Source organism: Kitasatospora sp. NPDC059827, assembly GCF_042731675.1.
Classification (GTDB): domain Bacteria; phylum Actinomycetota; class Actinomycetes; order Streptomycetales; family Streptomycetaceae; genus Kitasatospora.
This window is the reverse complement of record NZ_JBHWIV010000027.1, coordinates 41,479-67,239: the sequence shown is the minus strand read 5'-3', so window position 1 is coordinate 67,239 and position 25,761 is coordinate 41,479. Positions and strand designations below refer to the sequence as shown.

At 74.6% G+C, this 25,761-nt stretch carries 23 protein-coding genes, 2 tRNA genes and 3 pseudogenes; 11 read left to right on the top strand and 17 right to left on the bottom strand.

Annotated elements, in window-relative coordinates; translation table 11 throughout:
* The first annotated feature begins 74 nt into the window (after positions 1 to 74).
* On the top strand, positions 75 to 467 hold the full coding sequence (locus ACFV8H_RS19090) for a hypothetical protein (RefSeq protein WP_380401148.1): 393 nt from the start codon (positions 75 to 77) through the stop codon (positions 465 to 467).
* A 103-nt stretch (positions 468 to 570) separates the two neighbouring features.
* Here the strand turns inward: ACFV8H_RS19090 and ACFV8H_RS19085 are convergent, their stop codons facing one another.
* From ACFV8H_RS19085 to ACFV8H_RS19065, 5 genes and pseudogenes are all read right to left on the bottom strand, one after another.
* Complete coding sequence (locus ACFV8H_RS19085) at positions 571 to 2,169, bottom strand: purple acid phosphatase family protein (RefSeq protein WP_380401146.1); 1,599 nt, start codon at positions 2,167 to 2,169, stop codon at positions 571 to 573.
* A gap of 84 nt (positions 2,170 to 2,253) precedes the next feature.
* Entirely contained in the window at positions 2,254 to 3,666 is a 1,413-nt protein-coding gene (locus ACFV8H_RS19080; RefSeq protein ID WP_380401145.1) for a hypothetical protein, read from the bottom strand.
* Positions 3,667 to 3,783: 117 nt separating this feature from the next.
* Positions 3,784 to 4,131 (bottom strand): hypothetical protein, encoded by a 348-nt coding sequence (locus ACFV8H_RS19075; protein ID WP_380401143.1) that lies wholly within the window; start codon positions 4,129 to 4,131, stop codon positions 3,784 to 3,786.
* A 295-nt stretch (positions 4,132 to 4,426) separates the two neighbouring features.
* Positions 4,427 to 4,795: pseudogene (locus ACFV8H_RS19070) on the bottom strand (FAD-dependent monooxygenase); the annotation flags it as partial.
* Between the two features lie 28 nt (positions 4,796 to 4,823).
* The gene (locus tag ACFV8H_RS19065; RefSeq protein WP_380401141.1) at positions 4,824 to 6,050 is read right to left on the bottom strand and encodes an RNA-guided endonuclease InsQ/TnpB family protein; all 1,227 of its coding nucleotides are present in this window, start codon (positions 6,048 to 6,050) and stop codon (positions 4,824 to 4,826) included.
* Between the two features lie 25 nt (positions 6,051 to 6,075).
* On the opposite strand from ACFV8H_RS19065, the pseudogene tnpA reads away from it, so the two are divergent.
* Positions 6,076 to 6,449: pseudogene (tnpA, locus tag ACFV8H_RS19060) on the top strand (IS200/IS605 family transposase); the annotation flags it as partial.
* A 22-nt stretch (positions 6,450 to 6,471) separates the two neighbouring features.
* Here the strand turns inward: tnpA and ACFV8H_RS19055 are convergent.
* A pseudogene (locus ACFV8H_RS19055) lies at positions 6,472 to 7,140 on the bottom strand (FAD-dependent monooxygenase); the annotation flags it as partial.
* A 103-nt stretch (positions 7,141 to 7,243) separates the two neighbouring features.
* Positions 7,244 to 7,474: a hypothetical protein gene (locus ACFV8H_RS19050; RefSeq protein ID WP_380401139.1), complete on the bottom strand. Its 231-nt coding sequence runs from the start codon at positions 7,472 to 7,474 to the stop codon at positions 7,244 to 7,246.
* Positions 7,475 to 7,566: 92 nt separating this feature from the next.
* On the opposite strand from ACFV8H_RS19050, the gene ACFV8H_RS19045 reads away from it, so the two are divergent.
* A complete protein-coding gene (locus ACFV8H_RS19045) occupies positions 7,567 to 8,658 on the top strand; it encodes a DUF5937 family protein (protein WP_380401137.1) in 1,092 nt (363 codons plus the stop codon).
* A gap of 41 nt (positions 8,659 to 8,699) precedes the next feature.
* Here ACFV8H_RS19045 and ACFV8H_RS19040 read toward each other — a convergent pair.
* The 4 genes from ACFV8H_RS19040 to ACFV8H_RS19025 all read right to left on the bottom strand — a co-directional run bounded on the left by ACFV8H_RS19040 (position 8,700) and on the right by ACFV8H_RS19025 (position 11,106).
* A tRNA-Ser gene (locus ACFV8H_RS19040) sits at positions 8,700 to 8,784 on the bottom strand.
* A gap of 10 nt (positions 8,785 to 8,794) precedes the next feature.
* Positions 8,795 to 8,866: transfer RNA gene (locus ACFV8H_RS19035), tRNA-Gln, on the bottom strand.
* Between the two features lie 291 nt (positions 8,867 to 9,157).
* Positions 9,158 to 10,012: a serine hydrolase gene (locus ACFV8H_RS19030; protein WP_375895105.1), complete on the bottom strand. Its 855-nt coding sequence runs from the start codon at positions 10,010 to 10,012 to the stop codon at positions 9,158 to 9,160.
* A gap of 146 nt (positions 10,013 to 10,158) precedes the next feature.
* The gene (locus tag ACFV8H_RS19025; RefSeq protein ID WP_380401135.1) at positions 10,159 to 11,106 is read right to left on the bottom strand and encodes a LysR family transcriptional regulator; all 948 of its coding nucleotides are present in this window, start codon (positions 11,104 to 11,106) and stop codon (positions 10,159 to 10,161) included.
* Positions 11,107 to 11,247: 141 nt separating this feature from the next.
* Between ACFV8H_RS19025 and bla the strand changes: the two genes are divergently transcribed.
* Positions 11,248 to 12,213 carry a class A beta-lactamase gene (gene bla / locus ACFV8H_RS19020; RefSeq protein WP_380401133.1) on the top strand — a complete coding sequence of 322 codons (966 nt, stop codon included), beginning with the start codon at positions 11,248 to 11,250 and terminating at the stop codon, positions 12,211 to 12,213.
* Between the two features lie 40 nt (positions 12,214 to 12,253).
* On the opposite strand, the gene ACFV8H_RS19015 is transcribed toward bla, so the two are convergent.
* Entirely contained in the window at positions 12,254 to 13,480 is a 1,227-nt protein-coding gene (locus tag ACFV8H_RS19015) for a phosphodiester glycosidase family protein (protein WP_380401132.1), read from the bottom strand.
* A 243-nt stretch (positions 13,481 to 13,723) separates the two neighbouring features.
* Entirely contained in the window at positions 13,724 to 15,064 is a 1,341-nt protein-coding gene (locus ACFV8H_RS19010; RefSeq protein ID WP_380401130.1) for a M14 family zinc carboxypeptidase, read from the bottom strand.
* An 890-nt stretch (positions 15,065 to 15,954) separates the two neighbouring features.
* On the opposite strand from ACFV8H_RS19010, the gene ACFV8H_RS19005 reads away from it, so the two are divergent.
* The 5 genes from ACFV8H_RS19005 to ACFV8H_RS18985 all read left to right on the top strand — a co-directional run bounded on the left by ACFV8H_RS19005 (position 15,955) and on the right by ACFV8H_RS18985 (position 19,746).
* Positions 15,955 to 16,467 (top strand): AAA family ATPase, encoded by a 513-nt coding sequence (locus ACFV8H_RS19005; RefSeq protein WP_380401207.1) that lies wholly within the window; start codon positions 15,955 to 15,957, stop codon positions 16,465 to 16,467.
* 318 nt (positions 16,468 to 16,785) lie between these two features.
* Positions 16,786 to 17,016, top strand: coding sequence for a hypothetical protein (locus ACFV8H_RS19000; protein WP_380401129.1), 231 nt, complete (start codon positions 16,786 to 16,788; stop codon positions 17,014 to 17,016).
* A 90-nt stretch (positions 17,017 to 17,106) separates the two neighbouring features.
* Positions 17,107 to 18,453 (top strand): hypothetical protein, encoded by a 1,347-nt coding sequence (locus ACFV8H_RS18995; protein ID WP_380401127.1) that lies wholly within the window; start codon positions 17,107 to 17,109, stop codon positions 18,451 to 18,453.
* A 92-nt stretch (positions 18,454 to 18,545) separates the two neighbouring features.
* The gene (locus ACFV8H_RS18990) at positions 18,546 to 18,980 is read left to right on the top strand and encodes a hypothetical protein (protein WP_380401125.1); all 435 of its coding nucleotides are present in this window, start codon (positions 18,546 to 18,548) and stop codon (positions 18,978 to 18,980) included.
* A gap of 67 nt (positions 18,981 to 19,047) precedes the next feature.
* Positions 19,048 to 19,746, top strand: a complete 699-nt coding sequence (locus ACFV8H_RS18985) for a hypothetical protein (RefSeq protein ID WP_380401123.1) — start codon at positions 19,048 to 19,050, stop codon at positions 19,744 to 19,746.
* Positions 19,747 to 19,824: 78 nt separating this feature from the next.
* Here ACFV8H_RS18985 and ACFV8H_RS18980 read toward each other — a convergent pair whose 3' ends face one another.
* Complete coding sequence (locus tag ACFV8H_RS18980; protein WP_380401121.1) at positions 19,825 to 21,366, bottom strand: alpha/beta hydrolase family protein; 1,542 nt, start codon at positions 21,364 to 21,366, stop codon at positions 19,825 to 19,827.
* Positions 21,367 to 21,662: 296 nt separating this feature from the next.
* Between ACFV8H_RS18980 and ACFV8H_RS18975 the strand changes: the two genes are divergently transcribed.
* Both ACFV8H_RS18975 and ACFV8H_RS18970 read left to right on the top strand, forming a co-directional pair.
* Entirely contained in the window at positions 21,663 to 22,892 is a 1,230-nt protein-coding gene (locus ACFV8H_RS18975) for a sensor histidine kinase (protein ID WP_380401119.1), read from the top strand.
* Positions 22,889 to 23,581, top strand: coding sequence for a response regulator (locus tag ACFV8H_RS18970; protein WP_380401117.1), 693 nt, complete (start codon positions 22,889 to 22,891; stop codon positions 23,579 to 23,581). The genes ACFV8H_RS18975 and ACFV8H_RS18970 overlap by 4 nt, the downstream gene beginning before the upstream one ends.
* A 51-nt stretch (positions 23,582 to 23,632) precedes the next feature.
* Here ACFV8H_RS18970 and ACFV8H_RS18965 read toward each other — a convergent pair whose 3' ends face one another.
* The 3 genes from ACFV8H_RS18965 to ACFV8H_RS18955 all read right to left on the bottom strand — a co-directional run bounded on the left by ACFV8H_RS18965 (position 23,633) and on the right by ACFV8H_RS18955 (position 25,573).
* Positions 23,633 to 23,803 carry a hypothetical protein gene (locus ACFV8H_RS18965; protein WP_380401115.1) on the bottom strand — a complete coding sequence of 57 codons (171 nt, stop codon included), beginning with the start codon at positions 23,801 to 23,803 and terminating at the stop codon, positions 23,633 to 23,635.
* A 659-nt stretch (positions 23,804 to 24,462) separates the two neighbouring features.
* Complete coding sequence (locus ACFV8H_RS18960; protein ID WP_380401113.1) at positions 24,463 to 24,603, bottom strand: hypothetical protein; 141 nt, start codon at positions 24,601 to 24,603, stop codon at positions 24,463 to 24,465.
* Between the two features lie 136 nt (positions 24,604 to 24,739).
* The gene (locus tag ACFV8H_RS18955; RefSeq protein WP_380401111.1) at positions 24,740 to 25,573 is read right to left on the bottom strand and encodes a maleylpyruvate isomerase family mycothiol-dependent enzyme; all 834 of its coding nucleotides are present in this window, start codon (positions 25,571 to 25,573) and stop codon (positions 24,740 to 24,742) included.
* Positions 25,574 to 25,761 lie beyond the last annotated feature (188 nt).

Here is a 25,761-nt window from a genome sequence, read left to right as displayed (position 1 = left end):
CAGTGGGGGCACGGCCCGAGCGGACAGCTCGGATCGCATGCTCGGAACGCTCATCGAATGCTTGGAGCCACCCCATGAAGTCTCTGTCGGGCAAGCTGCCGAAGACGGTCGCCGTCCTCGGCCTCGCCGTGTCCGCGCTGACCGCGCTCGCGGCCACTCCGGCCTCGGCGGGCACCGCCGCCACCGCGGGCTGCACCCGCCCGCTGCGTTTCTACGACGTCGAGGTCCAGGTGGACAACTGCTCGGACGGCTGGGTCTGGATGTCCACCGGCACCCGCTTCAACGGGGCCAGCGCCTTCGTGAAGACCGCCTCCGGCGAGGTCCACGAGTTCCAGCTGGCGAAGAACCAGGCCAGCGCGATCAAGTACCACACCCGTCTCACCAGCGTCTACGTCTGCGGCAACGACTCCGTCGGCTGGTTCCCCCCGGTCCCGTTCCGTCGCTGCTCGGCGCAGGTCGGCCTGTGACGACGTCGCCCGGGTGACAGCCGTCGCCCCGGTGACACCGGAGCGGTCCGCCCTCGGAAGGGGCGGGCCGCTCCTCGGCGTTCCCCGCGGCGCCGGCCCGGGTTCAGCCGCGCTGCACGGTGACGCGGTCCACGGCCGTGCCGTCCTCGGTGACGGACCGCACCTCCATCCGGGCCGGCGCGCCGCCGGCGGCGGGCGTCACGTCGACCGCCACCAGGCAGTAGCCGGTGTAACGGACCCTGGACCAGGTGACCTTGACGGTCTGCTCGTGGCCGCTCCGGTCGGAGACCACCATCGGGACCGGGGCGTCGTTCCTGGTCTCGTGCCCGAGGTAGCTGTCGGAGGCCGGGAACTTGTAGAGCCCGCCGCCACCGCCGCCCGCGACGACGTAGGTGGTGCCGTCCTTCACCGGGTTGACGGTGTCACCGGAGGCGACCTTGCGGGTGGCCTTGCCGGCGCGGATCGGGTCGGTCCGCTCGTAGACGTGGTTGTGGCCGCTGAGCACCAGGTCCACCTGGTACTTGTCGAACAGCGGGGCCCAGTCCTGCTGCGCGCCGAGTTCGGCCCCGTTGTCGTGGCAGGTGGAGTACGTGCACTGGTGCAGGTAGACGACGATGAAGTCGATGCCGGGGTCGGCGCGCAGGGCGGCGAGCCGGGCCTCCAGCCACTTCCTCTGCCGGCCTTTGGTGTGGTCGAGGTTGGCGGGGGTGTTGAAGCAGACGTCGTTGCCGTCGAGGCTGATCAGGCCGACGTTCTGGTAGCGCCAGGAGTAGATGCCCGTCGACTGGTCCCAGGCGTTGTCGGGCATCGTGAACCGGGCGCGGACGCCGCCGTAGCCGTCGCCGCCGTACCAGGGCTCCATCTCGTGGTTGCCGACCGCCACCATCCACGGGGTGCGGGCGGCGACGGGGTCGTTCTGCACGAAGAAGGAGTCCCACAGGCGGGCGTCGTACGCGTCGTCGGTCTTGCCGCTGCCGCCGCTGTTGGCGTACGAGAGGTCGCCCATGTGGAGGTGGAAGGCGGGGTCGAGGCCGGCGATCAGGTGGGCGGTGGCGGCGGCGTTGTAGCCGATGCCCTGGTCGCCGAAGGCCGTGAAGGTGAAGCCGGCGCCGCGTCCGGGGGCGGGTGCGGTGCGGAAGCTCGCCACGTCGCCGAGCCGGCCGCCCTGACCGGCCGGGTCGTGGCCCTGGTGGCCGACGGCGTAGTAATAGGTGGTGTCCGGGACCAGCTGGTCCACCCGCGCGTGCAGGTAGTACTGGGTGACGGTGGTGGGCCTGACCAGCGGCTGGTCCTCGACCGGGTGCTGCCAGGCGAGTTTGCTGACCAGGGTGCGGACCTCGGCGGGGACCGGCGCGCCGAGGTCGCCGGGCTGCAGGCCGATCCGGACGAAGGGGGCGGTCACCGCGTCCGGCACCTGCCAGGAGACGACGACCTGGCGGGACGGGTCGGCCCCGTAGGCGAGGTGCCGGCCGAAGGGCCGCAGCGCGGACCCGGCGGTCCGCTCGCCGCGGGGCGACGGCAGGGTGGGGCTGCCGGGGCTGGGGGTGTCGAGGACGGGGGTGTCGAGGGCGGTGGGGTGCGGGGCGGCGGCCCGGGCGGCGCCGGGCAGCAGGAGGCCGCCGGCGAAGGCCGCTCCGCCCGCCGCGCCGACGCGCAGGAGGGAGCGCCGGGAGTACCGGGAGTGCCGTGGTGTCTCGGACATGACATCAAGTTAGGAAACTTCCCTAACATCTACAAGAGGACGGACACCACCGGAACCTGGCGCGGGCCCAGGGCGGGCGCGGGCTCAGGGCGCGGCGCTGTCGTTCAGGTGGTCGAGGGCGTGGGCGATGAGGGGCTCGTGCCGGTGGACGGTGAGCTTGCCGCGGTAGTCGCGGGCCAGGCCCGGGGGAAGCACGCCGGTGAGGTCGAGGGCGCGGTGCACCAGTGCGGCGGCGACGTCGAGTTCCCCGAGGGCCAGGTGGGTGTCGACCGCGTACAGCAACCACAGCGCGGTGTGCGGGTGGTGGGCGGTGTCCTGCGGCAGGAGCAGGGTGTCGGTGAAGGCCCGGAAGTACGGTGCGGCCCTGCGGGGCCTGCCCAGGTACCACAGCACGCCGCCCCGGGTGATCGACAGGCGCTGGTGGATGCCGGGGTCCAGCGAGGGGTCGGCGGGCGCGTCCGCCATGCACTGCCCGGCGTGGTCCAGTGCGGCCTCGGCCGCGCTCGCGTGGCCGAGTCGGGCCGTCGCGGTGGCGTCGAAGCAGTGCAGCGTCGCCTCCGCCGCCGGGCTGCGGGGGCCGGCGGCGCGGGCGGCGCGGATGAGGGTGACGGCGCCCTCCGCCGCACCGGCGACCAGCTGGTGGAGGGTCAGCTGCGACATCGCCCGCGCGGCGAGTGCCGGCTCACCGGCCGCGGCGGCGGCCCGGACCGCGGCGAGGCCGTGCCGCTCGGCCCGCGCGTCCTCGCCGAGGGCGAGGCTGAACCACCCGCAGAGCAGGGACGTACGGGCGGCCAGCGCGAACAGGCGCGGCACCGACGGGTGTGCCGACGACGGGTGCGCCGACGGTGGATGCGCCGACGGTGGATGCGCCGACGGTGGGCCGGGGTGTCCGGCGCGGGTGAGCAGGGAGACGACCAGTCGGTGCTCGGCGTGCGCCGCCGCGTACAGGACGGCGGGCGACAGCCCGGTCGCGTTCTCGTGGCCCTCCAGGGCGCCGGTGCGCGCCTCGATCCCCGCGACGCGGCCGGTCAGCGCCCCGAGGTCCGCCCCCGGCGCGGGCGCCGCCACCGGCCGGTCCAGGCGCAGGCGCTCCAGCGCACCGCGCAGTTGGCCCGTCAGTGCCGCGCCGCGCAGGACCGGCGCCGGCGCCCGGGCCGGGGTCTCCTCGGGCGGCAGCGCCGTACCGGCCAGGACGGTCACGGCGCCGCCGTCGGTGTGGGGCTGTTCCAGCAGGGCCGCGTCCCGGGTGGCGAGGTGCGTCCAGAACGGCCAGCCCAGACGGCGGACCTCCTGGGCCGCGACGCCGTGCAGGTGCGCCATCGCCAGCTGCGCGGTGAACTCGGGGGCGATCCGCCCCGACTCCCAGCGGGACACCTTCTCCCGGCGGGCGGCCATCCGCCCCAGGCCGAGCTCGTCGTGGGTGCGGGCGACGAGGCGGGCGTACTCGGGCTGCGACAGGCCCAGCGCCGCCCGCAGCGAGGTGAGGGGATGCGTCATGGGATGTCCTGGTCCTGCCGTGCTCGGGGGGAAGGGCCAGATCGTATGAACGCCCCGCGGCACGGGCCAAACGAGGAGGCACACCGGGGCACACCGGGATCGCCGGACCGGCCGGGATCAGCGCGCTTCCGGGCGGGGGGTGCGGAAGACGCGGGCCAGGTGGGCGGTCAGGCCCTCGGCCGTGGGTGGGTGCAGGCGGGTGCCCAGGTAGCCGTCCGGGCGGACGACGAACGCCGTCGGGCCGGCCTGGGTGGCGTAGGCGCGGGCGAACTCGCCGCGGGTGTCGCGGTACACCGGGAGCCGCGTCCCGCCGGCGGGCGGCCGCGCGCCGTCGGCGAGGATCACGTAGGAGGTGAGCTGACGACAGGTCAGTTCGCTGGCGAAGGAGGCTAGTTCGTCGAAGCCTCCGATCGACTCCCGGTCGGCGCCGTACAGCAGCAGCACGTGTTCGCCGCCCCGCAGCACGTCGTACAGGCGCTGCGGGTAGGTGGCGATCTCGCCGGTCAGGCCGGTGCAGTCGGGGCCCGGTCGCCAGGGCGGGGGCGGGCCCGGGGCGGCCGTCGCCGTCGGCGCCGTCGGCGTCCGGGGGGCCGACGATCGGGCTGTCGCGGTAGCCGACGAGCAGTTGGGCCTCGCGCAGCAGCAGGGTCGCCGGGTCCTCCGGGTCGGCCTGGACGCCTTCGGCGGCGTGCCGGACGGTGCGGCCGACCACCTCCTCGCCGACCGGGCGGCGCTCGGCGTCGTAGCTCGCGAGGAGGCCCGGGCGGGCGGTGCCACCGATCGTGAGGGCGAGCTTCCAGGCGAGGTTGTAGGCGTCCTGGATGCCGGTGTTCATGCCCTGCGCGCCGGTGGGCGGGTGGATGTGCGCGGCGTCCCCGGCGACCAGGACCCGGCCGTCCCCGTACCGGTCCACCAGCCGGTGGCTGATCCGGAAGACCGAGGACCAGCGCAGGGCCGAGGCGGTGGCCGGCCGCGGCGAGAGCCGGTCCAGGACCGTCTGGACGTCGGACAGCGCCGGGCCCCGGCCGCCCTCCAGGCCGTGCGCGACGCCGGAAGCGGCAGGCGCGGCTGATTCGGCCGGGACGGCAGGTGCAGCCGGTGCGGCCGACAGCTCGGGTGGCACCAGCATCGACATCCGTTGACTTCCGCTCCCCGGCCTAAAGGCCGGGGATTCCTACCACGGTCATCTGACCGTCTCGGCGGGTTCCTGCTTCTTCGCGCTGCGCCGGGACGAGTCCCGGTCCTACCTGCGCTCGACAGGCTGACACCGCCAGTCCGGCGGCCCTGGCTGTGTTGACGGCGGCGTTGGTGTCCCGGTCCAGCCACACCCCGCATGCCCGGCACTGCCAGACGCGGACGTTCAGTGGCTTGGGACCATCCTTCACGCCGCAGGCCGAGCACACCTGAGAGGTCGGCTCGAACCGGCCGATCCTGACCAGGGTCCGGCCGTACCTCACGGCCTTGTACTCCAGCATGGTGACGAACGCCGACCATCCGGCGTCATGAACGGACTTGGCCAGCCTGGTACGGGCGAGTCCCTTCACCGCCAGGTCCTCCACTGCCACGGCTTGGTTCTCGCGCATGAGCCGGGTGGAGAGCTGGTGGTGGAACTCGCGCCGGGCGTCGGCCACCCGGGCGTGTGCCCGTGCAACCTTGGTCCTGGCCTTGTCCCGGTTCCTACTGCCCTTCTCTTTGCGGGAGAGGGACTGCTGCGCGCGCCTGAGCTTCTTCTCGGCACGCCGGAGGAACTTCGGACTGCTGATCTTCCGACCGTCGGAGAGCACCGCGAAGTGCGTCAGGCCCAGGTCGATGCCCACCTGGCCGTCCGTCTCGGGCATGCGGGTCAGGTCGTCGGCCGGGTCGGTCTCCACGATGAAGCTCGCGAAGTACCGGCCTGCACTGTCCCTGATCACCGTCACCGTGGACGGGACCGACGGCAGGGCGCGAGACCACTTCACCCGCACGTCGCCGATCTTCGGCAACGACAGGCCACCGCCCGGCGTGATCTTCCATCGGGCGTTCGCAGTGAAGCGGATCGCCTGCCGGGTGTCCTTGCGGGACTTGAACCGGGGCGGTCCCGTCTTCGGGCGCTTGCCCTTCAAGCCGTCGAAGAAGTTCCGGTAGGCCGTGTCCAGATCCCGGAGGGACTGTTGCAGTACCACGGCGGACACCTCCCCGAGCCATGCCCGCTCGGGGGTGTTCTTCGCAGCCGTGAGCCGCCTGGACAGATCGGCGGACGGGATGAACGCCAGCCCGGCGGCGCGGGCGCTCTCACGTGCCCGAAGGGCATCGTTGAAGGCGACCCGTGCACACCCGAACGCCCTGGCCAGCGCGGAACGCTGAGGCCCGTTCGGGTACACGCGGAAGCTGTACCTGAGCTGCACGAGCAGCACCGTACCGTGTTGGTTTATGGCTGACTATCAGAACATCCGTACTGGTCGTCACTGTGCTTCATCCTGCACGCGCACTTGGTTTTCGTGACGAAGTTCCGACACAAGGTCTTCGCCGACCGGCACCTGACCAGGCTGGAAGAGATCATGCGAAGCGTCTGCCGGGACTTCGAGGTGGAGTTGGTCGAGTTCAACGGCGAGAACGACCACGTCCACCTGCTGGTGAACTTCCCGCCGAAGGCAGCCCTGTCCACGTTGGTCAACTCGCTCACGGGCGTCAACTCGCGCCGGACGCGCCAGGAGTATCCCGAGCTGGTCGAGCACCACTGGCGGGCACAGCGTCTGTGGTCCGGGTCGCACTTCGCCGGGTCGGTGGGCGGCGCGCCGCTGTCGACCCGGTGCACTGCGATTAGTCCCGGTAGCGGCCCCGGCCGGGCAGCGGGATGCAGACCAGCAGGTCGTCGACGCGGCCGTCCTCGCCCCGGTGCAGGGCGCGCACGCCGTAGCCGGGCGGCAGGTCCCAGTCGACCTCGACGTCGGCGAGCATGTACTCCTCGGGGAACGCCCCGCCCCGGAAGCCGAGCCCGAGCCCCTTGCGGACGGTGCTGTGCGCGCCGTCGCAGCCGATCAGGTACCGGGAGCGGACCTCCTCCTCCCCCGCGGCGGTGACCAGGCGGCTGGTGACGCCGTCGTCGTCCTGGGTGAACGACACCAGTTCGCTGCGGCGCTCGATCCGGCCCCCGAGGCGGATCAGGTGCTCCTCCAGGATCCGCTCGGTCTCGTACTGGGGCAGCGCCGCGAAGCCGTACGGCACGTCGGGCGGCAGCGCCAGGTCGGTCCGGGGCTGCTCGGTGCCGTTCACGTAGAGCAGTTGCCCGCGCATCGGGACGGCGGCGTCGAGCGCGGCGCGCACCAGTCCCATCCGGTCCCAGATCTCCAGCGTGCGCGGCTGGACACCGACCGCCTTCGCGAACGGCAGCCGCTGCGGCAGCCGTTCGACGAGCCGGCAGCCGATCCCCCGCCTGCGCAGTTCCACGGCGGCGGTCAGGCCGACCGGTCCGGCGCCCACGACGAGTACGTCCACTGGAAACCTCCCGGCTGCGTCCCCGGTGCGTCCCCCTGGTCCACTTCCCAGGGTGGCGGGCCGGGCGGGTGACGGCGACCGCGCCGCAGCCCCGGCACCGGTCTCAGCACCTGCTCTCGGCCCCGGCCCGCCGGCCCTGGGCACTCAGCCAGCGGCGGACGGCGAAGCGCAGCCGGCCGGGGGTGGGGCGGCCAGCGACGACCGCTTCGAAGCGGCGGTGGTCACGGGCCGCCCGGAGCACCGCGAGGTCGTGGGTGCCGGGGGCGGGCGGGGCCGGTTCGGCGTGCTGGGCGGCGCGGTAGCTGTCCAGGAGGTGCTGCTGCAGTGCGTTCATGCGCCCACCGTGCACCGGGGCCGCCCCGCCGGTCCCGCCGATTGACGACCCCCGTCAAATGACGTGGTCAGCGGGCCAGGCACCATGGAGGGGTGAGCGTGACCATCGACATCACCGGACTGCCGCACGAGCGGATCGCCTTCCACCCCTCGCCGCTGGCCGAGCTCGGCAACGCGCTGCACGCGCTCGCCGAGCCCGCCCACCACCCCCGGCTGCACGCGTGGACGACGGCGACCGCCGGCACGCTCGAACCGGAACTGGCCGGCCGGATGCTGGAGGCCGACTTCATGTGGCGCTCGACGCGCTCCGACTTCCTGATGCCCGCGTGCCCCCGGCAGACCCTCGCCGAGGAGCTGGACGACCTCGACCGGATGCCGGACGAGAGGTTCGTCGGGGCGGCCCTGGAGATCTCCTGCAGCACCAACCACTACCCCAAGGGCCTGCCCTCGCCCCTGACCGACGCGTGGTCGCGGCGCCGCTCGCTCGACCTGGCGGCGGCCCGCGGCCCGCACCAGGCGGCGTTCGTCGAACGGATGCTCAACGACCCCACCGGGACTCGGGCGTGGATCCGGCGCCTCCTGGAGGACTGCGACCGGGCGTTCTTCGCCGACACCTGGCGCCGGGTCCGCGTCCAGCTCACCGCCGACGCCCAGCAGAAGACCGACCTGCTGCGCCGCAAGGGCCTGGCGGAGGCCCTCACGGCGGCGTCGCCGGCGCTGAGCCTGGAGGAGGACGAGCAGGGCAGCCGCATCGTCGTCGACAAGCTCGTGCACGGGCGCACCGACGCCCGCGACACCGCCCTCACCCTGCTGCCCAGCGTCTTCGGCTGGCCGCACCTGTTCACCCTGTACGGGCCGGGCTGGCAGCCCGTGATCCAGTACCCGGCCGCGGCCCACGAGATCGGCGGCGCCGAGCCCGTGGAGACGGTCAAGCTGCGCCTGGACGCGCTGACCCACCCGATGCGGATGAACCTGTGCCGCAACCTGGCGCGCGCCGCGTACTCGACGAACGAGCTGGCCGACGCGTACGGGCTCACCGCCCCCGAGATCTCCCGCCACCTCACCGTCCTGCGGAAGGCCGGGCTCCTCGTCACCCGGCGCCGGGGCCGTTACGTCCTCCACCAGCTCGACATCTCCGTCGTGGCCCGGATCGGCAGCGACTTCCTGGAGTCGGTGCTGCGCTGAGGCCCGCCCGGCGAACTGCTCGGCGGTGCGCTGAGAGTGCGCGGAGAGTGCGCGGATCGAACGCGCGCGGGCTGTCACCCGACGACGGCTTAGCAAGCCGCTGCCTTACCACTCGGCCAACTCTCCAGGTACTGCGCTGCCGGACGAGGATTCGAACCCCGATCGCCTGAGTCAGAGTCAGGTGTGCTGCCTGTTGCACCATCCGGCACGGTGGGCGGCACGCGAAAGGGCCGCCCGGGCGGGGACGCGGCCCCGGGGCGGCCCGGCGGGAAGCCGGTCAGCGCGCTACGAGGACGTCCCGCAGGACTGGTGACTGGAGGAGCGCTGGTACGACCGGACTCGCGTGGTGGTGTTCACGGCGGCGCTCCTTCCTGGGCCTGTGTGCGGCGCGATGTGCCCACTGTGCCGGACCCCCGGCGGCGCGGACAACCGGTTTTCCTCCGGCCCGCCCCGCGGCGGCCGCGCGAACGCTCCGTCGGCCCGTCGGCCCGTCAGCCCGTCAGCCCGTGGCCGCGCGGGCCCGGAGGGCGTCGACGGCGAGGCGGGCGGTGGTGCCGATGGCGGCGTCGGCGGCGGGCAGGGTGATGGTGGTGGCCGCGGCGCGGGTGAAGACGGCCAGGGCGTAACGGCCGCCGTCGGGGTACTCGACGACGCCGACCTCGTGGCGCAGCGTGGGGAGGGTGCCGGTCTTGCCGTGGACGCGGACGTCGTCGTAGGGGAAGCCGGAGGCCAGGCGGTGCGGCCAGACCTGGAGGCCGAGGAGGCGGCGCAGGGCGGCGCCGTGGTCGCCGGGGCAGGCGTCGCCGTGCCAGAGGGCGGCGAGCAGGGTGGTCATGTCGCGGGGGGTGCTGTGGTTGGTGAAGGCGGGGTCGAGGACTCTGAGGCGGGCGACGACGGCGGGGTCGACCGGGGAGTCCGGGCCGGTGTCCTCGGCGAGGGCGGCGCTGAGGTCGCGGAGTGTGTGGACGGCGACGGTGCGGGTGAGGCCGAGGTCGGCCATGGTGCGGTTGACGGCGTCGAGGCCGATCTCGTCCCACAGGGTGTCGGCGGCGGTGTTGTCGCTGACGGCGACGGTGAGGTAGGCGAGGTCGCGCAGGGAGAGGCGGGCGGGGTCGAGCATGGCGGCGAGGCCGGTGCCGCCGGGGGTGCGGCCGGTGGCGGGGATCTCGACCTGCCGGGTGAGGTCGATCCGGCCGGCGGCGGCCTCGCGGTAGAGCGTCACGAGGAGGCAGAGCTTGTGGACGCTGGAGGTGCTGACGGCGGTGTCGGCGCCGAGGCCGATCTCGGCGCCGGTGTCGAGGTCGCGTGCGTGCAGCCAGCCGGTGACGCCGGCGTCGGCGAAGGCGGCGGTGATGCGGGTGCGCGCGGCACGGCTGTGCGGGGTCCGGTCGGCTGCCGTACGGCCGGTGACCGTACGGTCGGCGGTCGAGCGGACTGCGGCTGATCCGACGGCGGCCGTACGGTCGGCTCCGGTGCGGTCGGCTCCGGTGCGGTCGCTGGTCACAGCGGGAACTCCATTGCGGGCCGGGGGTAGAGCGGGCGGTGGGGCGGTGGGGGCAGCAGTCCGCCCGGTCCGGTCAGCGCCTCGTGGGCGGTGTGGGCGAACAGGCGGACGGCGGGCCCGCCCCGCCCGGCCGGCCAGGCCGTGGAGGTCCGCCAGGCCAGCGGGGTGCCGGTGAGCGGACGCCAGACTGTACCCGGTGGCGGCACGGTGCGCGGCACCAGGGCGATGGCGCTGCCGGTGAGCACGAGCGCGCCCGCGACGTCGGGCCCCGGCGGGTCGACGACGGCCTCGGGGGTGCAGCCGTGCCTGGTCAGGGTGGTGAGCACCTCGTCGTACAGGGCCGGGGCGGTGGCGCGCGGGAAGAGCACCAGGCGCAGGCCGGTGAGTTCGGCCACCGCGAGCTCCGGGCGGTCGGCGTACGGGCTGCGGTCGGCGAGCAGGACGCCGAGCGGCTGGTGCAGGACGGGGCCGAAGGCCAGTCCGTCGGCCGGGCAGGGGTGGCGCACGACGGCGACGTCGACGGTGTGCTGGGCGAGTTCGCGCACCACGGCCGCGACGGGCACCTCGCGCAGTTCGAGCCGGGTGCCCGGGGAGGCGGCCTCGAAGCCGGTGAGCAGCGCGGCGAGGGTGGCCGGCCCGAGGTCGGGCGGGACGGCCGCGCGCAGGGTGCCGGCCCGTCCGCTGCGCAGGTCGGCGGCGGTGGCCAGGAGGCGGGCGGCGCTGTCCAGGGTCTCCTCGGCCTCGGCGAGCAGCAGCCGGCCCGCCGGGGTGAGGTCGACGCCGCGCGGGCCGCGGTCGAAGAGGGTGACGCCGAGTTCGCGTTCGAGGCGCTGGATCCGCTGGGAGAGCGAGGGCTGGGCGATCCGCAGGCGCTCGGCGGCGCGGCCGAAGTGCCGTTCCTCGGCGACGGCGCGGAAGTGGCGGAGGTGCCCCAGCAGGTCCATGGCCAGCCATCATAGGTGTTTTCTTATCGTCCCCTTCATGATTGCGGTCTTGGACTGGAGGGTCGGCGGCCTGCTTGGCTGAGCGCGACGGCGCGACCACGACGGCGGCCGTGACGGTACGAACCACCTGGGAGACCACTGATGACGTCCGACCTCCACCGCCCCCGCCACCGCCCCCGTCCCCGCGTCGCGCTGCCCGCCGTGGCCCTGCTGGTGGCCGCGCTGGTCGGCGGGTGCGGCGGGGCGGGCGGCGCCTCGACGGCCTCCAACGCGGCGGCGTCCGCCGTGACGGCGGTACCGGTGGCGGGGACGGCCCCGGCCGATGCGGCGGAGGCCTCCTTCGCGGCGCTGGAGCAGCGCTTCGGCGCCCGGCTCGGCGTGTTCGCGGTGGACACCGGCAGCGGCCGGGAGGTCGCCCACCGGGCCGACGAGCGGTTCGCTTACGCGTCCACGATCAAGTCGATGGCCGCCGGGGCGCTGTTGCGGACGGCGTCCGACGCGGACCTGGACAAGGTCGTGTCCTACCGCCAGGAGGACGTGCTGGAGTGGGCGCCGGTCACCTCGCAGCACGTGGCCACCGGCATGAAGCTGCGGGACCTGGCCTCCGCCTCCATCCAGTACAGCGACAACACGGCGGCCAACCTGGTCGTCGCCGAACTCGGCGGCCCGGCGGCCGTCCAGAAGTCCCTGCGGGACCTGGGCGACTCGACCACCAGCGTCGACCGCACCGAACCCACCCTCAACGAGGCCACCCCGGGCGACACCCGCGACACCAGCACGCCGCGGGTGTTCGCCGGCGACCTGCGCCGCTACGTGCTCGGCGACCTCCTCCCGCAGGACCGGCGCGCTCTGCTGACGGACTGGCTGGTCGGCAACACGACCGGCGGCCCGTACGTCCGCGCGGGGGTGCCCGCCGACTGGCGGATCGGAGACAAGACCGGCAACGCGGGCTACGGCACCCGCAACGACGCCGCCGTGGCGTGGCCGTCGGGCGGGCGCGCCCCGATCGTGATCGTCGTCCTGTCCGACCGCGGCAAGGCGGGCGCCAAGTCCGACGACGCCCTGCTCGCCGAGGCGACGAAGACCGTCGTCAGCACCCTCGGCTGACGTCCGCGGGAGCGTCCCCTGCCGAGCGGGGTCGGTCCCCTCACCCCCGGACGGCGGGCCGCCCGGCGAAGACGCCGAGGGCGTTGGGGATCCTGCGTTCCAGGCCGTGGTCGAGGTGGTTGCGCACGGTGGGCGCGCCGGTGGCGGGGTCGCGGGTGACGAGGGTGGCGGAGGCGCCGCCGTCCAGGTAGGCGCCGTCCGGGCAGCCGAGTCCGCGCAGCACCCGGGCGAGCTCGGTGAGCGTCAGGCCGGTGGAGGTGCCCTCGCGCCCGTCCGTGGACAGCAGTGTCAGCACCCGCCCGCCGTCCGCGAGGCCGACCGCGCTGCGCGGCTCGGCGGTCGTGGCGTCCAGGCCCGCCGGCTCCCGCCCGTCGCGCAGCAGCCGGTAGGCGCCGAGCGCGAAGCGGAAGGGCACCGGAGCGTCCGGGACGAGGTGGTGGTCCACCGCGACCGGGGTGCCGACGGGCAGGCCCGCCAGCACCCGGGCACCGGCCTCGCGGCCCAGCAGCACGGTGCTGCCCGCCGGGATCGGGCCCGCGCCCGGGGTCGGGGAGGTCGCGGCCACCCGCCCCCGGCGGATCGTCACCTCCCAGGTGTCCGCCGTGCAGGGGGCCGCGCGCGACTCGTCGTTCCCGCACGCCGCGCGGGCCCGGGAGACCTCGCCCCACCCGGGTGTGAACACCCCGATCGAACCGACCGGCAGGGCGTACTGGTTCAGCCCGCCCACCGGCCACACCCCGCCCGCGGCCCGCACACCGCCCCGCAGCACCAGGCGCCCCAGCCGGGCCACCCCGTCCGCCCCTACCCCGAGCACGTCCCGGTCGGTGTCCCCCGGCGGCGGCCGCCACCCGAACCGCTGCGCCTGCGGCACCGCCGCCTTCAACGCCCGCCCCCGGTACACCTCCGGCCCGGACGGCGCCCCGGTGGCCGGCACCCCCGGGTGCTGCTCCTCGCTGATGTCGAAGAAGTCCCCGTTGACCGCCGCCACCGCACCGCTCGCACCGACCAGCGCGGTCAGCGGCGCCCGGGCCGCCACCGCGCCGGGGAACAGCAGGTCCGCCCGCACACCGGGCCCGCGCAGGTCGGCCCGCACGGCGTACACCCGCGCCCGGCCGTGCGGGGTAGGCACCGTCAGCTCCCGGTAGCCGACGCCCGGCGCGAGCACCGCCCAGTCCGCGGCGACCTCGGCCCGCGAGGGCGAGGCGGCCGGGCCGATCGGACCCGCGGCCAGCAGGAGGGCGGCCGCGCAGCGCAGAACGGTCTTCATGCCGGCCATGCTGACGCCCACCGCCGAGCCGCCCCCGCAGCGCCGGCGGCGCGCCGCCCGGCCGTCCCTCCCCCGCAGGAAGCGGGCGGGCGGACAGGCGGGCACCCGTCAGGTACCGCCGCCTGGATCTTGCGCTGTCCACTCTCAAGGGGTGGGCCCGTCGGAGGCGGGTGCGTCAGCCACAATCTGCACGACGCCGCAGATCCCGCCCTCGTGCCTCCGTTCCATGCATCCACCAGCGCGTTAGCCCGCTGTTCCGGCCCGCTTGTTGAGCTCCACGGCGGCCAGGACGGTGTTCGCCTGATGATCCGCCTGGTGCGCAACGGGGATCCAGGTTGGTTGGAAACGCAGCTGATACTGGGCGGACCAGTCCTGCAGAAGCAGACCGAGGCGCTCGCCAACCGACGCTGTGCGTTCATTGACTGGGTCGATGGCTCGACGCAGCAGTGCGGCCGCGCGTACGGGAAGCCTGTGGGCCCACAGTTCGATGCCCACCAGCTTCGTTTGGGTCATGAGCGCTGGTTGGAGGAGGTGTTGCCCGTTGGCACGCGGGTCCCATTCGTCGGCGAGTGGCCGTAGTGCTGCCAACGGGCTACTCACCGCCCGTAGCAGGGCGGTGTCGTCCAGGTAGGGCAGGGCTGCGTCCATCAGTTCGGTGAGGCTCCGACCTCGGGTCCTGAGCCGGCCGACGCAGGCAGCCAGGCACTCGTGGACGTTCTCGGCCGGGCGGGTGTCGCCGAGGTCACTGCCCCAGACCGGCACTTCGACGATGAGCGTCTCACCGCCGTGGCGCTGGGGGGCGAACCAGGTGATCGCCTGCACGCCTCGCTCAGTGTTCTCCAGCTCGTCCGGGGACGGTGCCAGCGTACCGGCGGCGCGTTCCTGCTGGTCGATGTCCTGCGATGTCATCATGAATACGCCGGGGCCCAGTTCACGGAGCCAGAAAGTGTCGAAGTTGCCGGAATCGACCGGAATTCCGAGCTCGGCGGCGGATTGTGCGAACGGTTCGGCAAGTCCGGTCAGGTCAAATGTTGACTGGACGAATGTTCCGCCCACATCGGTGTTGTGCAGGGAGAACTGGAGAGTCGGACGGAGCTCGTCGATCAGGTCGAGAAGGATTCGGCTCTCCGGAAGCCTTCCGCCGATAGCCGGGGCCCATTCGGGCTGTTCATCGACTGCGGGGCGGAAGTATCGCGCGAAGTACTCGGGCAGGTCGCGGCTGCTGCTGCCGCCCTCCGCGAGGTGTGCTCCGTCCGGGTCGAGGCAGAGCAGGAAGTTCCAGGTCACCTCGGAGCACAGCGTCGCTCGGGCCAGAACTCGGTGGGCCAGTTCCACGATGCTCGCGCGACCGGAGAACTCATCGGCGTGCGCGCCCGCGACGACCAGGACGTTGTCCGCGCCGTGGCCGATCGACAGGAGCTGCAGCGGCCGGCCGGCGCGGGAGGTTCCAAGGGTGCGCACGCGACAGAGGCCCGGATGCCTGGCGGCCAGCAGGCTTGCTGCCTCGGAGAGTTCCTCCAGCGTGGGGTAGCGGTCGTGGAGCAGCACCGCCCTGCCCGCACTGGTCGAATCATCGGTGAACATCGCGGTTCCTCCTGCACGTCGGTCTAGGCGTCCGCGGCGTAGGGCAGCCGACGGCGCAGGCCGACGGCTGCCCCGGGCCGGGCCGGCGTGTTCACGCCGGCCCGGCCGGTTGATCAGGCGCCGTTGCCGCTGCTGACCGAGGTGGTCTGCTTCTTCTCGAGCGGCTTGATCACGATCTTGTTCATGCCGTTCCCCTCCTTTGATGTGATTCCAACTATCAACTGTGGACGCACAGTTGACTTAACATCAGTACGTCACGTGAGATGCATCGTGTCAAGTGTGATAAATGGAAAGGAAGTTTCCTCATGCGCCTGTTGCGACCACAGATCAAGCCGGAGCACGCCGGATACCGGACGCGCAACGGGACGGTCCGACTGGGGAGCGTCATAAGCCGACACCTGCCTACCTCCGACGGCCCCAGTCCGGTCTCGTTTGCGCCAGCCCGGCCCAAGTTCGGCTGAGTCTCGCGTCGCCGGTGAAGCCGAATTCCTCCGCATGGGGCCCTGGAAGCCCCAAAGAAGCAGGTCAGAGTCCCCCTGCTATTGCGATTCCCACCATGCTTACTTGGGCATTCTCATAGGGTGTCATACTCAGATCCCATTTGATGGCACACAGCCAAAAAGCACTACCCGCCCTCTCCATTACTTTGCCCTATGCGCCAATGACACATCAATGAGACTGACTCATGACATCAAGCTGAGACTTCGCACCCCGCAGGCAGCGAGCCGAACGCGAGCAGGCGGTCGCGGGTGGTGGGGCCCGGGTTGGCGGGGCCGTTGCGCAGCGGGCCGACGGTTCGTCATGCTCTGTCTGTGACGGAACTTCCGGGTGGTCCGGTGCGGGACGGACTCGGGTGCGGTGGCGGTGGGACGGGCCGTGCGGACAGTGTGCTGGTGGTGGTGCGCGGTCCGAGCGGGGCCGGGAAGTCGAGCATCGCGGCGCGGCTGCGCGCCGCCCACGGCCGGGGCGTCGCCGTCGTGGGCCAGGACGTGCTGCGGCGCACCGTGCTGGGTGAGCGGGACGTCGCCGGCGGGGCGAACATCGGCCTGATCGACCTGGTGGCGCGGCACGCCCTCGACCACGGGTTCCACGTCGTGGTCGAGGGGATCCTCGCCGCCGACCGCTACGGCGCGATGCTGACCCGGCTCGCCGCGGAGCACCGCGGTAGCAGCCACCTCTACTACCTGGACGTCGACTTCGACGAGACCGTGCGACGGCACGCCACCCGCCCGATGGCCGCGGAGTTCTCCCCCGAGCAGATGGCCGGCTGGTACCGGGCCCGCGACTTCCTGCCCGGCGGGCTGGAGCGGGTCATCGGGCAGGGCAGCACCCTCGACGGGACGGTCGAACGGATCCTCGCCGACACCGCCCTCACGCCGCCCGGCTGGACGCCGAGGCCCTGAGCCCGCGCCCCGCCCGGTGGCCGGGGTCGTCCGGTGGCCGGGGTCGTCCGGACACCCGGGCACCGAGTGGCCGCTCGGTTTCGACAACCCCCTCCCGCGTGGCCGCTCACGCGCCCCGCGGGCCCGTTGCCTGCGGCTTCGACGGCCCCGGCCCGTACTCCGCGCGCGGCCGGGACTTCGCGAACGCTCCGCCGGGTGGACGGAGGAGACCTCCCGTCGGGGACGCGCGGCGCCGCCGCACCGCCCCCTCGACCCGCCGGAGCAGCCCTGCCCGCGGGACCGGCGGCCCCGGCCGGGGTTCGGAAAGAGAGGCCTCTGATGGACCAGCGCGAACGACTCCCCGTCCCGACCGGTGCCACCGGTGCCACCGGTGCGATCCCCGCGGTCCTCCTGCTCGGCGGGCACGCCCCGTGGTGGGCCGTCGCGCTCCTCGCCGTACCGGCCGCCGTCCGGGCCCTCCTCGACGCCGTCCTCCCGCAGTCCTCGGCCGACCGGCTGGAGTGGTGGCGCGACCGCCGCCGTCACCGGCGCCTGCGGGAGCGGCGGTAGGGCGGCGGGCGGCGGAAACCGGGTTGCCCGGGTGGTGGTCGGTCGAGGATCATCCTGGGGTCCTGCACGCCCTCTGGCCTCCGGAGACCCATGACCAGCGAACTGTCCGAAGCCCGGGAGCTCTTCGAGTCCGGCGACTCGCAGGGATCGATGCGGGTGCTGCGCTCCGCTGCGGACCGGCTCCCGCCCGCCGAGGTCGCGCCGCTGCTGGCCGGGCTGGCCCGGGGCGCCGGTTTCGAGGACCTGGCACAGGCTTCGACGGCGCTGGCGGCCCGGCCCGGGGACGCCGAGCGGCTCTACGACTACGGCTACGCCTGCGTCGAGCGCGGCATCGACGCGGTGGCCGTCCCCGCGCTGCGGGAGGCGCTGCGGCTGGTCCAGGCGCCGCCGGCCGCCGCGGTGCGCACCGGTCTGTTCCGCCGCAGGGCCAAGCCGCAGGCCGCCCCGCAGCTCGGGCTGCGCAAGGTACTGCTGGAGCTGGTGTCGGCCCTGGAGGGCTGCGAGCGGCACGGCGAGGCACTGGCCGTGCTGCGTGAGCACGACGAGCGGCTCGGCGACTGGCCGGACCGGTACCTGACGGTCTACAACGCCCTGATGGACGGACGGATACCGCTGGCCCGTGAGGTGTTCGGGGCGATGTCGGCCCCCGAGGGGATCTGGGTGGGGCCGGGACAGCGGGTCGGGCGGATGCTGGAGCGGGCCGCGGAGCTGCCGCCGGTCGACGGGCGGGACCTGCGGGGCTGGCACTACGTGCTCACCGGCGGCCTGCTCACCACCCTCTCGCCGCACGGCTTCGAGCAGGGCATGACCGGCCGCTGGGCCTACCTCCAGGACGACTTCGGGCACTGCCACCACGGTCTGGAGCGGTTGCGCGCCGTCCTGGCCGCCACCGGTCGCGCGCCCGACTCGGTCGCGCTGCTGGCCGACCGGGGCAGCCGGGCGCTCGGGCTGGCGGCGGCGCGGCTGCTCGGGGTGCCGGCGGCGCCGTTCCAGCCCGGTACGCCGGGTACGCCGGGTGCGCTGGTGGTCGCGTACGACCTGAACGAGTGCGATCCCGCCGTGGTGGCGCAGCTGAACGAGCGCGCGGAGGGCCAGTTGCTCTTCGAGCACGCCACCTGCTGGACGGACCCGCCCGCCGTGACGGCCGATGTCTCCACCCTGCTGGGGCAGATCGTGAACGCCCCGTGGGAGCCGGGCCTGCAGTTCGGCGAGGACGGCGAACCGGCGGAGGCCGGTCCCGACCGGCGCTCGGCCGAGGAGCTCGCCGAGGCGATCCTGGCCGCCGCCCCGGAGGCGCCGGAGGGCGACGGCGGGACCCCGGCCGACCCGGACGCGGTCCTCACGGCCTTCGCCGCCCGCGCGGTCGGCTGGCCCGCCGCCGGTCCGCGCGACCGGGTGCGTTCCGCCGGGCCGGTGCGCAGCTCCCGCTTCGCGTGACGGCCCGTCCCCACCCGCCGGGACGAAGCCCTCCGCAACGAACAACCCCCCTGGTCACGGGCCTGCCGAGGCCACCTGGGAGGATCTGCGCCATGACGACCGACATCCGCCGCGCGGCGGGCACCAGAACCTTCTCCGACGTCCTGCTCTCGATGGTCGGCCTGCGCCGGGCGAGCACGGAGAAGGACCTGGCCGACCTCCGGGCGGGCACCACCTTGCAGGTGGCCTGTTCGAGCTCGACGCTGGGCACGGTCAGGATGCTGCCGATCGGCAAGGGCCGCACCGTTGCGCACACGGCCTCCGGCTACCTGCACCTCACGGCCGGCTCGGTGGCCTGGCACAACCGGCGCACCGGCGAGGACGTCGCCCTCCGGGGGCCGTTCGGCCTGTCGGCGTCGGGGCAGAAGGCCCCGCACCCGAAGATGGCGCGCTTCGACCTGGTGGCGGACGGGGCGCAGCACGTGATCCTGATCCCCAAGGCCGATGTCTCCCTGGTGACGCAGGTGCTGGAGGCGGCCGGCCGGTAGCGCCCGGCCGGGCGGCGGAGGTTCTAGGCTCGCCCGCATGGGTCGTGACGGGCAGGGAAGTGACGGTGTGGTTCAGGTGCCGGTGCCGGTGCAGGTGACGGTGCCGGTGCCGCCGTTGGGCGGCTACGAGGCCGGGCGGCTGTTCCACCGGCTGTTGCAGTTGTTCCTGCGGGACTCGAAGGAGGCGGGGCAGCCGGTCGGCCTGCACCAGTTCCTGCTGGGTGGCGTGGTGCAGTTGCACGAGCCCGCCCGGGCGCAGGGGGGTGACGCCGGGTCTCAGCAGCCGCGCTGTGCGTGCTGCGGTACGCCGTACCCGTGCCGCACGGTGCTCGGTGTGGCGGTGAGCGCGGGGTTGCCGATCCCCTGGGACTCCCCCGCCGCCGTGGTGCCCGCGCTGCGGGACGCGGGGCTGGAGCCCCGGCCGGGCGGTGAGGTCACGGCGGAGCAGGTGCAGTGGGTGCGCGGCTGGGACGCGCGGCGGACGGCACAGGGGGCCTGGGAGATCGGCATCGCCCTCGACCGGGGCGAGGTGGAGACCCTGGCGGTGGGGGACGACGCGGCGATGGCCCGCTACCTGGCCGTGGCGGCGGTGGCCCTGGGCAGCCCGTACCCGTACGGCTGGGTCGAGGACGCGGCCGAGGCGGCGGCGGTGCGGCCGGCCGCGCACGCGCAGGTGGCCGAGTGGCGGGAGCGGGTGCGGCTGCCCTACCTGGACGTGCACCGGCAGTACGGGGCGGCCGGGGAGCCCGGGGGCGGGGCGAACTGACGCCTCGGTGCCCCGCACCGCACCGGCAGGACGGCGGGGCGAGGCGGGGCGGGGGCGGGGCCGGACCGCGCGGACCGGTCAGGGGCGGCCGTCCGGGCGGTGGACGCTGAGGCTGCCGTACGCCGACAGGGTGCCGGCCAGGTCGCCGGGCGCGTGGCGCAGGGTGGTGTCCAGGAAGGCGAGGGTGGTCGCGGCGACGAGGTGCGGGCTCGCGGTGCGGCCCAGGGAGCCGACGATCTGGGGCACCGGTGGCAGGTACAGCGGGCCGTCCATGAAGGTGAGGTGGGCGGCGCCGGGGACGGTGAGGCGGTAGCCGGTCGCGGTGTCGAGGGCGAGGGCCTCGGTGAGGCGGGGCAGGTAGCGCGGGTCGGTGCCGGGGGTGACGGCCTGGGTGAGCGCGAGCACCGGCTGGTGGAGGGCGGGGGTGGTGGGGCCGTGGGGGAAGCCGTCCAGGTCGATGACGGCGTCGATCCGGGGGTCCTGGCGGGCCGCCTGGAGGGCGGCGGCGCCGCCCATGGAGTGGCCGGTGGCGGCGACCTTGCCGGTGTCCAGGCGTCCGGCCAGCGGGTCGGCGCTCCCGCTCCGGTCCAGGTTCTCCAGCTGGGTGAGGGCGAAGCCGAGGTCGGCGGCGCGGACGGCCGTCCAGCCGGCGGCGAGTTGCTCGTCGGTGTCGCGGTCGCCGGAGGAGGTGGTCGCGGTGCGGATCGTGCGGCCGTCGTCGAGGACGACGGCGGCGGAGTCGTACGGGTGGTCGAGGCCGGCCACCACGTAGCCGTGGCTGGCCAGTTCCTCCGCCCAGGCGGTGTTCTGGGTGCGCACCCCGCCCGCCCCGGGGGAGAACAGGACGACCGGGAACCGCTCGTCCCCGCCGGACACGGGGGCGTTGAAGACCGCGTGGGTACGGGCCCGCGGGACGCCGTCGACCAGGAAGCCGGGCAGGCCGACGCCGCGGGCGAGGGCGTCGGAGACGGTGCGCGCCTCCTGCTCGGTGCGCCCGAGGTACTGGGCCCGCGGCGCGTCCGCGGGGCTCTTGCGTGCGGGGTACCAGAGTTGGACGACGACGGTGCGCCGGTCGTCGGGGTCGGCGGTGAAGGTCTCGGGGCGCTGGGGGTCGGTCCACTGCACCACCCGGGTGCCGACCGCGAAGGGGCCCGACGGCTCGGGGAACACGGGCACCGGGAAGGCCCAGGCGGCCACCGGCCCCGCCGCGATCAGGCCCACGCAGGCCGCCGAGCCCGGCAGCGCCAGCCACCACCGGGCCCGCCACCCGGGCCGGCCGGGGGCGGCGGGGTCGGTGGTGGGGGCGGCGGCAGAGCGGTGGAGGCGGCGGCGGAGCCGTCGCAGCAGGGGGGCGACGGCGAAGGGCAGCGCGAGGGCGGCCCCGGCCAGCACCGGCAGCAGTTGCCAGCGGATCCCCACCACGCCCAGCACCGCCGTGGCCAGGACGAGGACCGCCACCGCCGCGACGGTGACGCGCGGTCGGGCGGCGGGGGGAAGCCAGCGCGCCACCACCAGCACGAGGGCGCCCAGCACGGCGAGGAACTCGGGAGGGGACATGGACAGTCCCGTGATGATCTCGGTCACGCCGCCATCGTCGGGGCGGGGCACCGGGCGCCGCATCGACCCCCGGTCGCCCCCCGGTCGCCTTCGCCTGCCACCGCGGTTGCAACCGGGCACGCCGCACGGGCGGGTGCACTGCGACCGCAGGAGGTACCGGACTCCTCCTGTGGTCGTACAGGGCCGGTGGTGCCGTCAGACGGCGGACTCATGTGCGCCGCCGCCTCCGCGGCCTACCGTGGCGTGGCGCGCTCAGCAGGCACGGCGCGCTCAGCAGGCGCGGCGGGTTGAGCAGGCACGGCGCGCTCAAGAGGACCGACAGGACCGGCACGATCGACAGGGACGTCAGGGACGTGGGGATGACCGAGGCGGCCGCGCAGTCCGGCCCGGGCCGGGTGGTGCGAGCGGTGGGGAGCACGCGGCTGCGCGGCCTCCGACCGCCGCCCGCCGTACGGGAGTCGCTGCCGCTCGCGCTGCTGCTGCTCCATGTCGCGGCCACCCGCGCGCCACGCGAGCTCCCGGTGGCCGCAGCCCTCACGGTGGCCCTGGCGCTGCCCCTGCTGTGGCGGCACCGGGCCCCGCGTGCGGTGTTCGGCGCCGTGGCCGGCGCGGCCTTCGTCCAGTGGCTGGCGGGCATCCAACTCCCGGCGGACGTCTGCCTGTTGGTGGCCCTCCACGCGGTGGCCGCGCACGCGGGCCGGCGCGACGCGCTCCTCGCCGGCGCCGTCGTGGAGGGCGGGGCGCTGCTGGCGTGCCTGCGCTGGGCGACGGAAGGCGCGTTCCTGGCGCCCTTCGTCGCGCTGAGCGCGGCGGTCGTCGCCGCCGCGGCGCTGGGCGCGAACGCGCGCACCACCCGCGCCTACCTCGCGGCGCTGGAGGAACGGGCCACGCACCTGGAACGCCAGCAGGACCAGCAGGCGCGACTGGCCGTCGCCGAGGAGCGGACCCGCATCGCCCGGGAGGTGCACGACATCGTCACCCACAACCTGTCCGTCATGGTCGCGCTCACCGACGCCGCCGTCCACGCCCAGCACCGCTCGCCCGACCGGGCCACCGCCGCGATGGTCCAGGCCTCCGAGACCGGCCGCCAGGCCCTGACCGACATGCGGCGCTCGCTGGGCATCCTGCGCACCGACGAACCGGACGCGCAGCGCCACCCGCTGCCCGGCCTCGCCCAGTTGGAGGCCCTGGCCGAGCGGATGCGCGCCGCCGGGCTGGCGACCCGGGTCGAGCTGCGGGGCGGCCACGCCCACGTGCCCGCCACCGCCCAACTGACCGTCTACCGCCTGGTGCAGGAAGCCTTGACCAACACCTTCAAACACTCCCCCGCCGGCACCCGCGCCGAGGTCCGGGTCCGGTGCTCGGCCGCGACCGTGACCGTGGACGTCACCGACAGCGGCCCCGGAACCGCCTCCGCCTCCGGGGGCAGGACCGGGGCGGGGGTCGCTGCGCCCGGCCACGGCATCCCCGGCATGCGCGAGCGCTGCGCCGCCTACGGGGGGACGCTGCGGGCCGGACCGCTCCCGGGCGGCGGCTGGGGCGTGCACACCCGCCTCCTCCTCGACGGCGACGGAGCCGTGCCCGCATGACGATCCGCATCCTGATCGCCGACGACGAGGCGCTGCTCCGGATGGCCTTCGCCACGATCCTGGAGGCCCAGCCCGACATGGCACCGGTGGGCGAGGCCGCCGACGGCGCCCAGGCCGTACGCCTCGCCCGGGAGCTGCGGCCCGACGTCGTCCTCATGGACGTCCGGATGCCCGGGACCGACGGGATCGAGGCGACCCGGCAGATCACCCTGGCCTCCCCGCGGAGCAGGGTGCTGATCCTCACCACCTTCGACCTGGACGAGTACGCCTTCGCCGGCCTCGGCGCCGGGGCCTCGGGCTTCCTGTTGAAGAACACCAGGCCCGAGGAGCTCCTCACCGCGATACGCAACGTGGCCGCGGGTGACGCGGCGCTCTCCCCCCGGATCACCCGCCGCCTGCTGGAGGACTTCCGCCCGCACCTGCCCGACGGCACCCGCACCGGCACCGGCGGCGGCAGCGGCAGCGGCAACGGCCCGGACGAGCGGCTGGGCCGGCTCAGCGCCCGCGAGCGCGACGTGCTCCTCCAGGTGGGCCGCGGCCTGTCCAACGCCGAGATCGCGGCCGCCCTGTACCTCGCGGAGGCGACCGTGAAGTCCCACCTGGGGCGGATCCTGCACAAGCTCGAACTCCGCGACCGGATCCAGGCCGTGGTCTTCGCCTACGAGAACCGCCTCGTCCCCCCGGCCTGACACCGCCCGCCCGCGGCCGGTGGGGCCCGGTAGGGAGGGCGGGCGGGGCCGCTACCTGCGCCTCTCCTCGTCCTCCTCGACCTCCGGCGGCAGGCCGGCCTCCTCGCGGTCCTCCTCGGTGCGCTCCTCCAGCTCGGCCTCGTCGGGGCGCCGGGGCAGGCCGCGGCCGTGGCCGGTGTCGGGATCGCCCTCGACGTCCTTGTTCGACTTGTGGTGCGACATGGGGATCCTCCTCGGCCGGACGGCCCCTGGTCGGGTACGGGTTCGGTACGGGTTCGGTACGGGTTCGGTACGTGCCCCCTCCCATCACCTCTCCGGGCCCGGCGGCCCGCAAGTCGGGCGGGCCGCCGCGGTCGGCCGCGGGCCGGCCGGTCCGCTCGGGCGTCGGCCGTACGGCAGGCGGGTGGCGACGGTGCCGTGCTGGGCATGGGAATGACCGAACGCCTGTGAGCGGCAAAGGTGTTGGCGATCGTCTGCGCGGGGCTGGGCGGGTGCTCGGGGCAGGCACCCCGGCGGCGGACACGGCGTCGAGCGCACCGGCGGGAGCGGGCAGCCGGATGGGAATCTGGTGCCCGACGGCGACCCGCGGACCTCCCCCGCGTCGGGCCCGGTGGACGTGGACCACAGCGAGGCGGTGTTCTACGGCACCAACGGCCGGGTCCTGGTCGAAATGGTCAGGGTCGGCGGGAACCGCACCCCGACGACCGCCTCCCCCGGCGCCCCGGCCGCCGAGGAGGCCTACCCGGCCGCACAGCGGGCCCTGGAAGAACTGCTCGCCGGCTTCCAGGGCCTGCCGGACCGACCCCGCCCCCGGGCGCCGTGGACACCCGGCGGGAAGAGCGGCCCGCACCGGCCCGCACCGACCTACAGGCGTGGGCGCCTCACTCGGTGTCGGCCACCGGGACCTCGTCCTCCCGGATGATGATGTGCTCCTCGCCGTCGATCTTGATCTCGGTGCCCGCGTAGCCCTTGGCCGGGGTCTTGTCCTTGGCGGACGTCGTCGCCTCGTTGTCCTCGCTCATGTCTCCTCCTTCTCCTTCCGGTCGACGCCGTGTCGACCCGCACCGATCCTTTCATGACGGACCGTCACCAGAAGGTCACTCGCACGGATCGGGGGAACCCTCTCCCACCGAGCGGTCCTTCCGGGCGGGGCGCGGTTCAGGGGGCGGTGAACAGGGTGGGGAAGGCCGGGGCCAGCCAGGGGCGGCGGCCCCAGGCGAGGACCTTGCCGCGCAGCAGGGCGTCGGTGGCGCCGAGGCGGCCCAGGGCGATGAGGAAGAACGCCACCGGCTCGGTGAGGATCGTGCAGTCCGGGCGGCGCGGCGGCTGCGGGCTCACCGTGGCGGCGCCGTCCGCGAAGGTCACCGCGAAGCCTTCCAGGCCGCGGATCCGCAGACGGTAGCAGGCGTTGTGGCCGGCCGCGGCGCGGGGGTCGACCACCCACGGCATGGCGGTGCGCAGGAAGGGCAGCGCCAGCGCGACGCGTCGGCGGTCCAGCGGGTGCGGGCGGCCGAGGGCGCGGGCGATGTCGTAGAGGTGGGCCAGCATGTGGGTCAGCAGGTAGGCGGTGAGGGTGTCCAGGTCCATCGCGCCGAGCGGGGTGGTCACCGGGGCGGTGCCGGGGCGCGGGGTGGCCGCGACGGTGAACTCCCGTGCCCGCTCGGCGATCTGCGCGGCGAGTACGGCCGGGTCGCGTTCGGGCCGGGCGGCCAGGGCGGCCTCGTTCGCGGCGGCCAGCGAGCCGGGGGTGCCGTCGCCGTAGGGCCGTTGCCCGCCGGCGGCCAGGGCGGCCATCAGCTCGTTGGCCATCGCGAGGTGGGCGGCGGCTTCGGCGACCGTCCAGGTGGATCCGGGGACGGGGGTTCCCCCGTCGCAGTCGGCCAGCAGGGCGGGGGCCTCGTCGCCGACCTCGGTCACCGCCCGCAGGAGCGCGGTGCGGGCGGCGCCGGGGCCGGCGGCGCCGGGGTGGTGCGGGGGCTGCGGGGCGTTCATGGGGGTGAAGCGTGGCCCACTCCCCCGCCGCTGTCCAGGGGTACGGCACGGTCGGCACGGGTCGGCGCGGGGACGGGACCGGGCCCCCGCCCGGCGGGCGGGCGGGGGCCGTCGGACGGCCGGGGCGGCCCGGACCTGGGCCGGGGGGGGGGGCCCGCCCCGGGGGCGGCGCCCCCGGCCGGGGCGGC

Bases quoted from the DNA above. Each gene is read 5' to 3' on its own strand.
- ACFV8H_RS19090 (WP_380401148.1), top strand. From the start codon at position 75: ATGAAGTCTCTGTCGGGCAAGCTGCCGAAGACGGTCGCCGTCCTCGGC.
- ACFV8H_RS19085 (WP_380401146.1), bottom strand. From the start codon at position 2,169: ATGTCCGAGACACCACGGCACTCCCGGTACTCCCGGCGCTCCCTCCTG.
- ACFV8H_RS19080 (WP_380401145.1), bottom strand. From the start codon at position 3,666: ATGACGCATCCCCTCACCTCGCTGCGGGCGGCGCTGGGCCTGTCGCAG.
- ACFV8H_RS19050 (WP_380401139.1), bottom strand. From the start codon at position 7,474: ATGAACGCACTGCAGCAGCACCTCCTGGACAGCTACCGCGCCGCCCAG.
- ACFV8H_RS19025 (WP_380401135.1), bottom strand. From the start codon at position 11,106: ATGGACCTGCTGGGGCACCTCCGCCACTTCCGCGCCGTCGCCGAGGAA.
- bla (WP_380401133.1), top strand. From the start codon at position 11,248: ATGACGTCCGACCTCCACCGCCCCCGCCACCGCCCCCGTCCCCGCGTC.
- ACFV8H_RS19015 (WP_380401132.1), bottom strand. From the start codon at position 13,480: ATGAAGACCGTTCTGCGCTGCGCGGCCGCCCTCCTGCTGGCCGCGGGT.
- ACFV8H_RS19010 (WP_380401130.1), bottom strand. From the start codon at position 15,064: ATGTTCACCGATGATTCGACCAGTGCGGGCAGGGCGGTGCTGCTCCAC.
- ACFV8H_RS19000 (WP_380401129.1), top strand. From the start codon at position 16,786: ATGGACCAGCGCGAACGACTCCCCGTCCCGACCGGTGCCACCGGTGCC.
- ACFV8H_RS18995 (WP_380401127.1), top strand. From the start codon at position 17,107: ATGACCAGCGAACTGTCCGAAGCCCGGGAGCTCTTCGAGTCCGGCGAC.
- ACFV8H_RS18990 (WP_380401125.1), top strand. From the start codon at position 18,546: ATGACGACCGACATCCGCCGCGCGGCGGGCACCAGAACCTTCTCCGAC.
- ACFV8H_RS18980 (WP_380401121.1), bottom strand. From the start codon at position 21,366: ATGCGGCGCCCGGTGCCCCGCCCCGACGATGGCGGCGTGACCGAGATC.
- ACFV8H_RS18975 (WP_380401119.1), top strand. From the start codon at position 21,663: ATGACCGAGGCGGCCGCGCAGTCCGGCCCGGGCCGGGTGGTGCGAGCG.
- ACFV8H_RS18970 (WP_380401117.1), top strand. From the start codon at position 22,889: ATGACGATCCGCATCCTGATCGCCGACGACGAGGCGCTGCTCCGGATG.
- ACFV8H_RS18965 (WP_380401115.1), bottom strand. From the start codon at position 23,803: ATGTCGCACCACAAGTCGAACAAGGACGTCGAGGGCGATCCCGACACC.
- ACFV8H_RS18960 (WP_380401113.1), bottom strand. From the start codon at position 24,603: ATGAGCGAGGACAACGAGGCGACGACGTCCGCCAAGGACAAGACCCCG.
- ACFV8H_RS18955 (WP_380401111.1), bottom strand. From the start codon at position 25,573: ATGAACGCCCCGCAGCCCCCGCACCACCCCGGCGCCGCCGGCCCCGGC.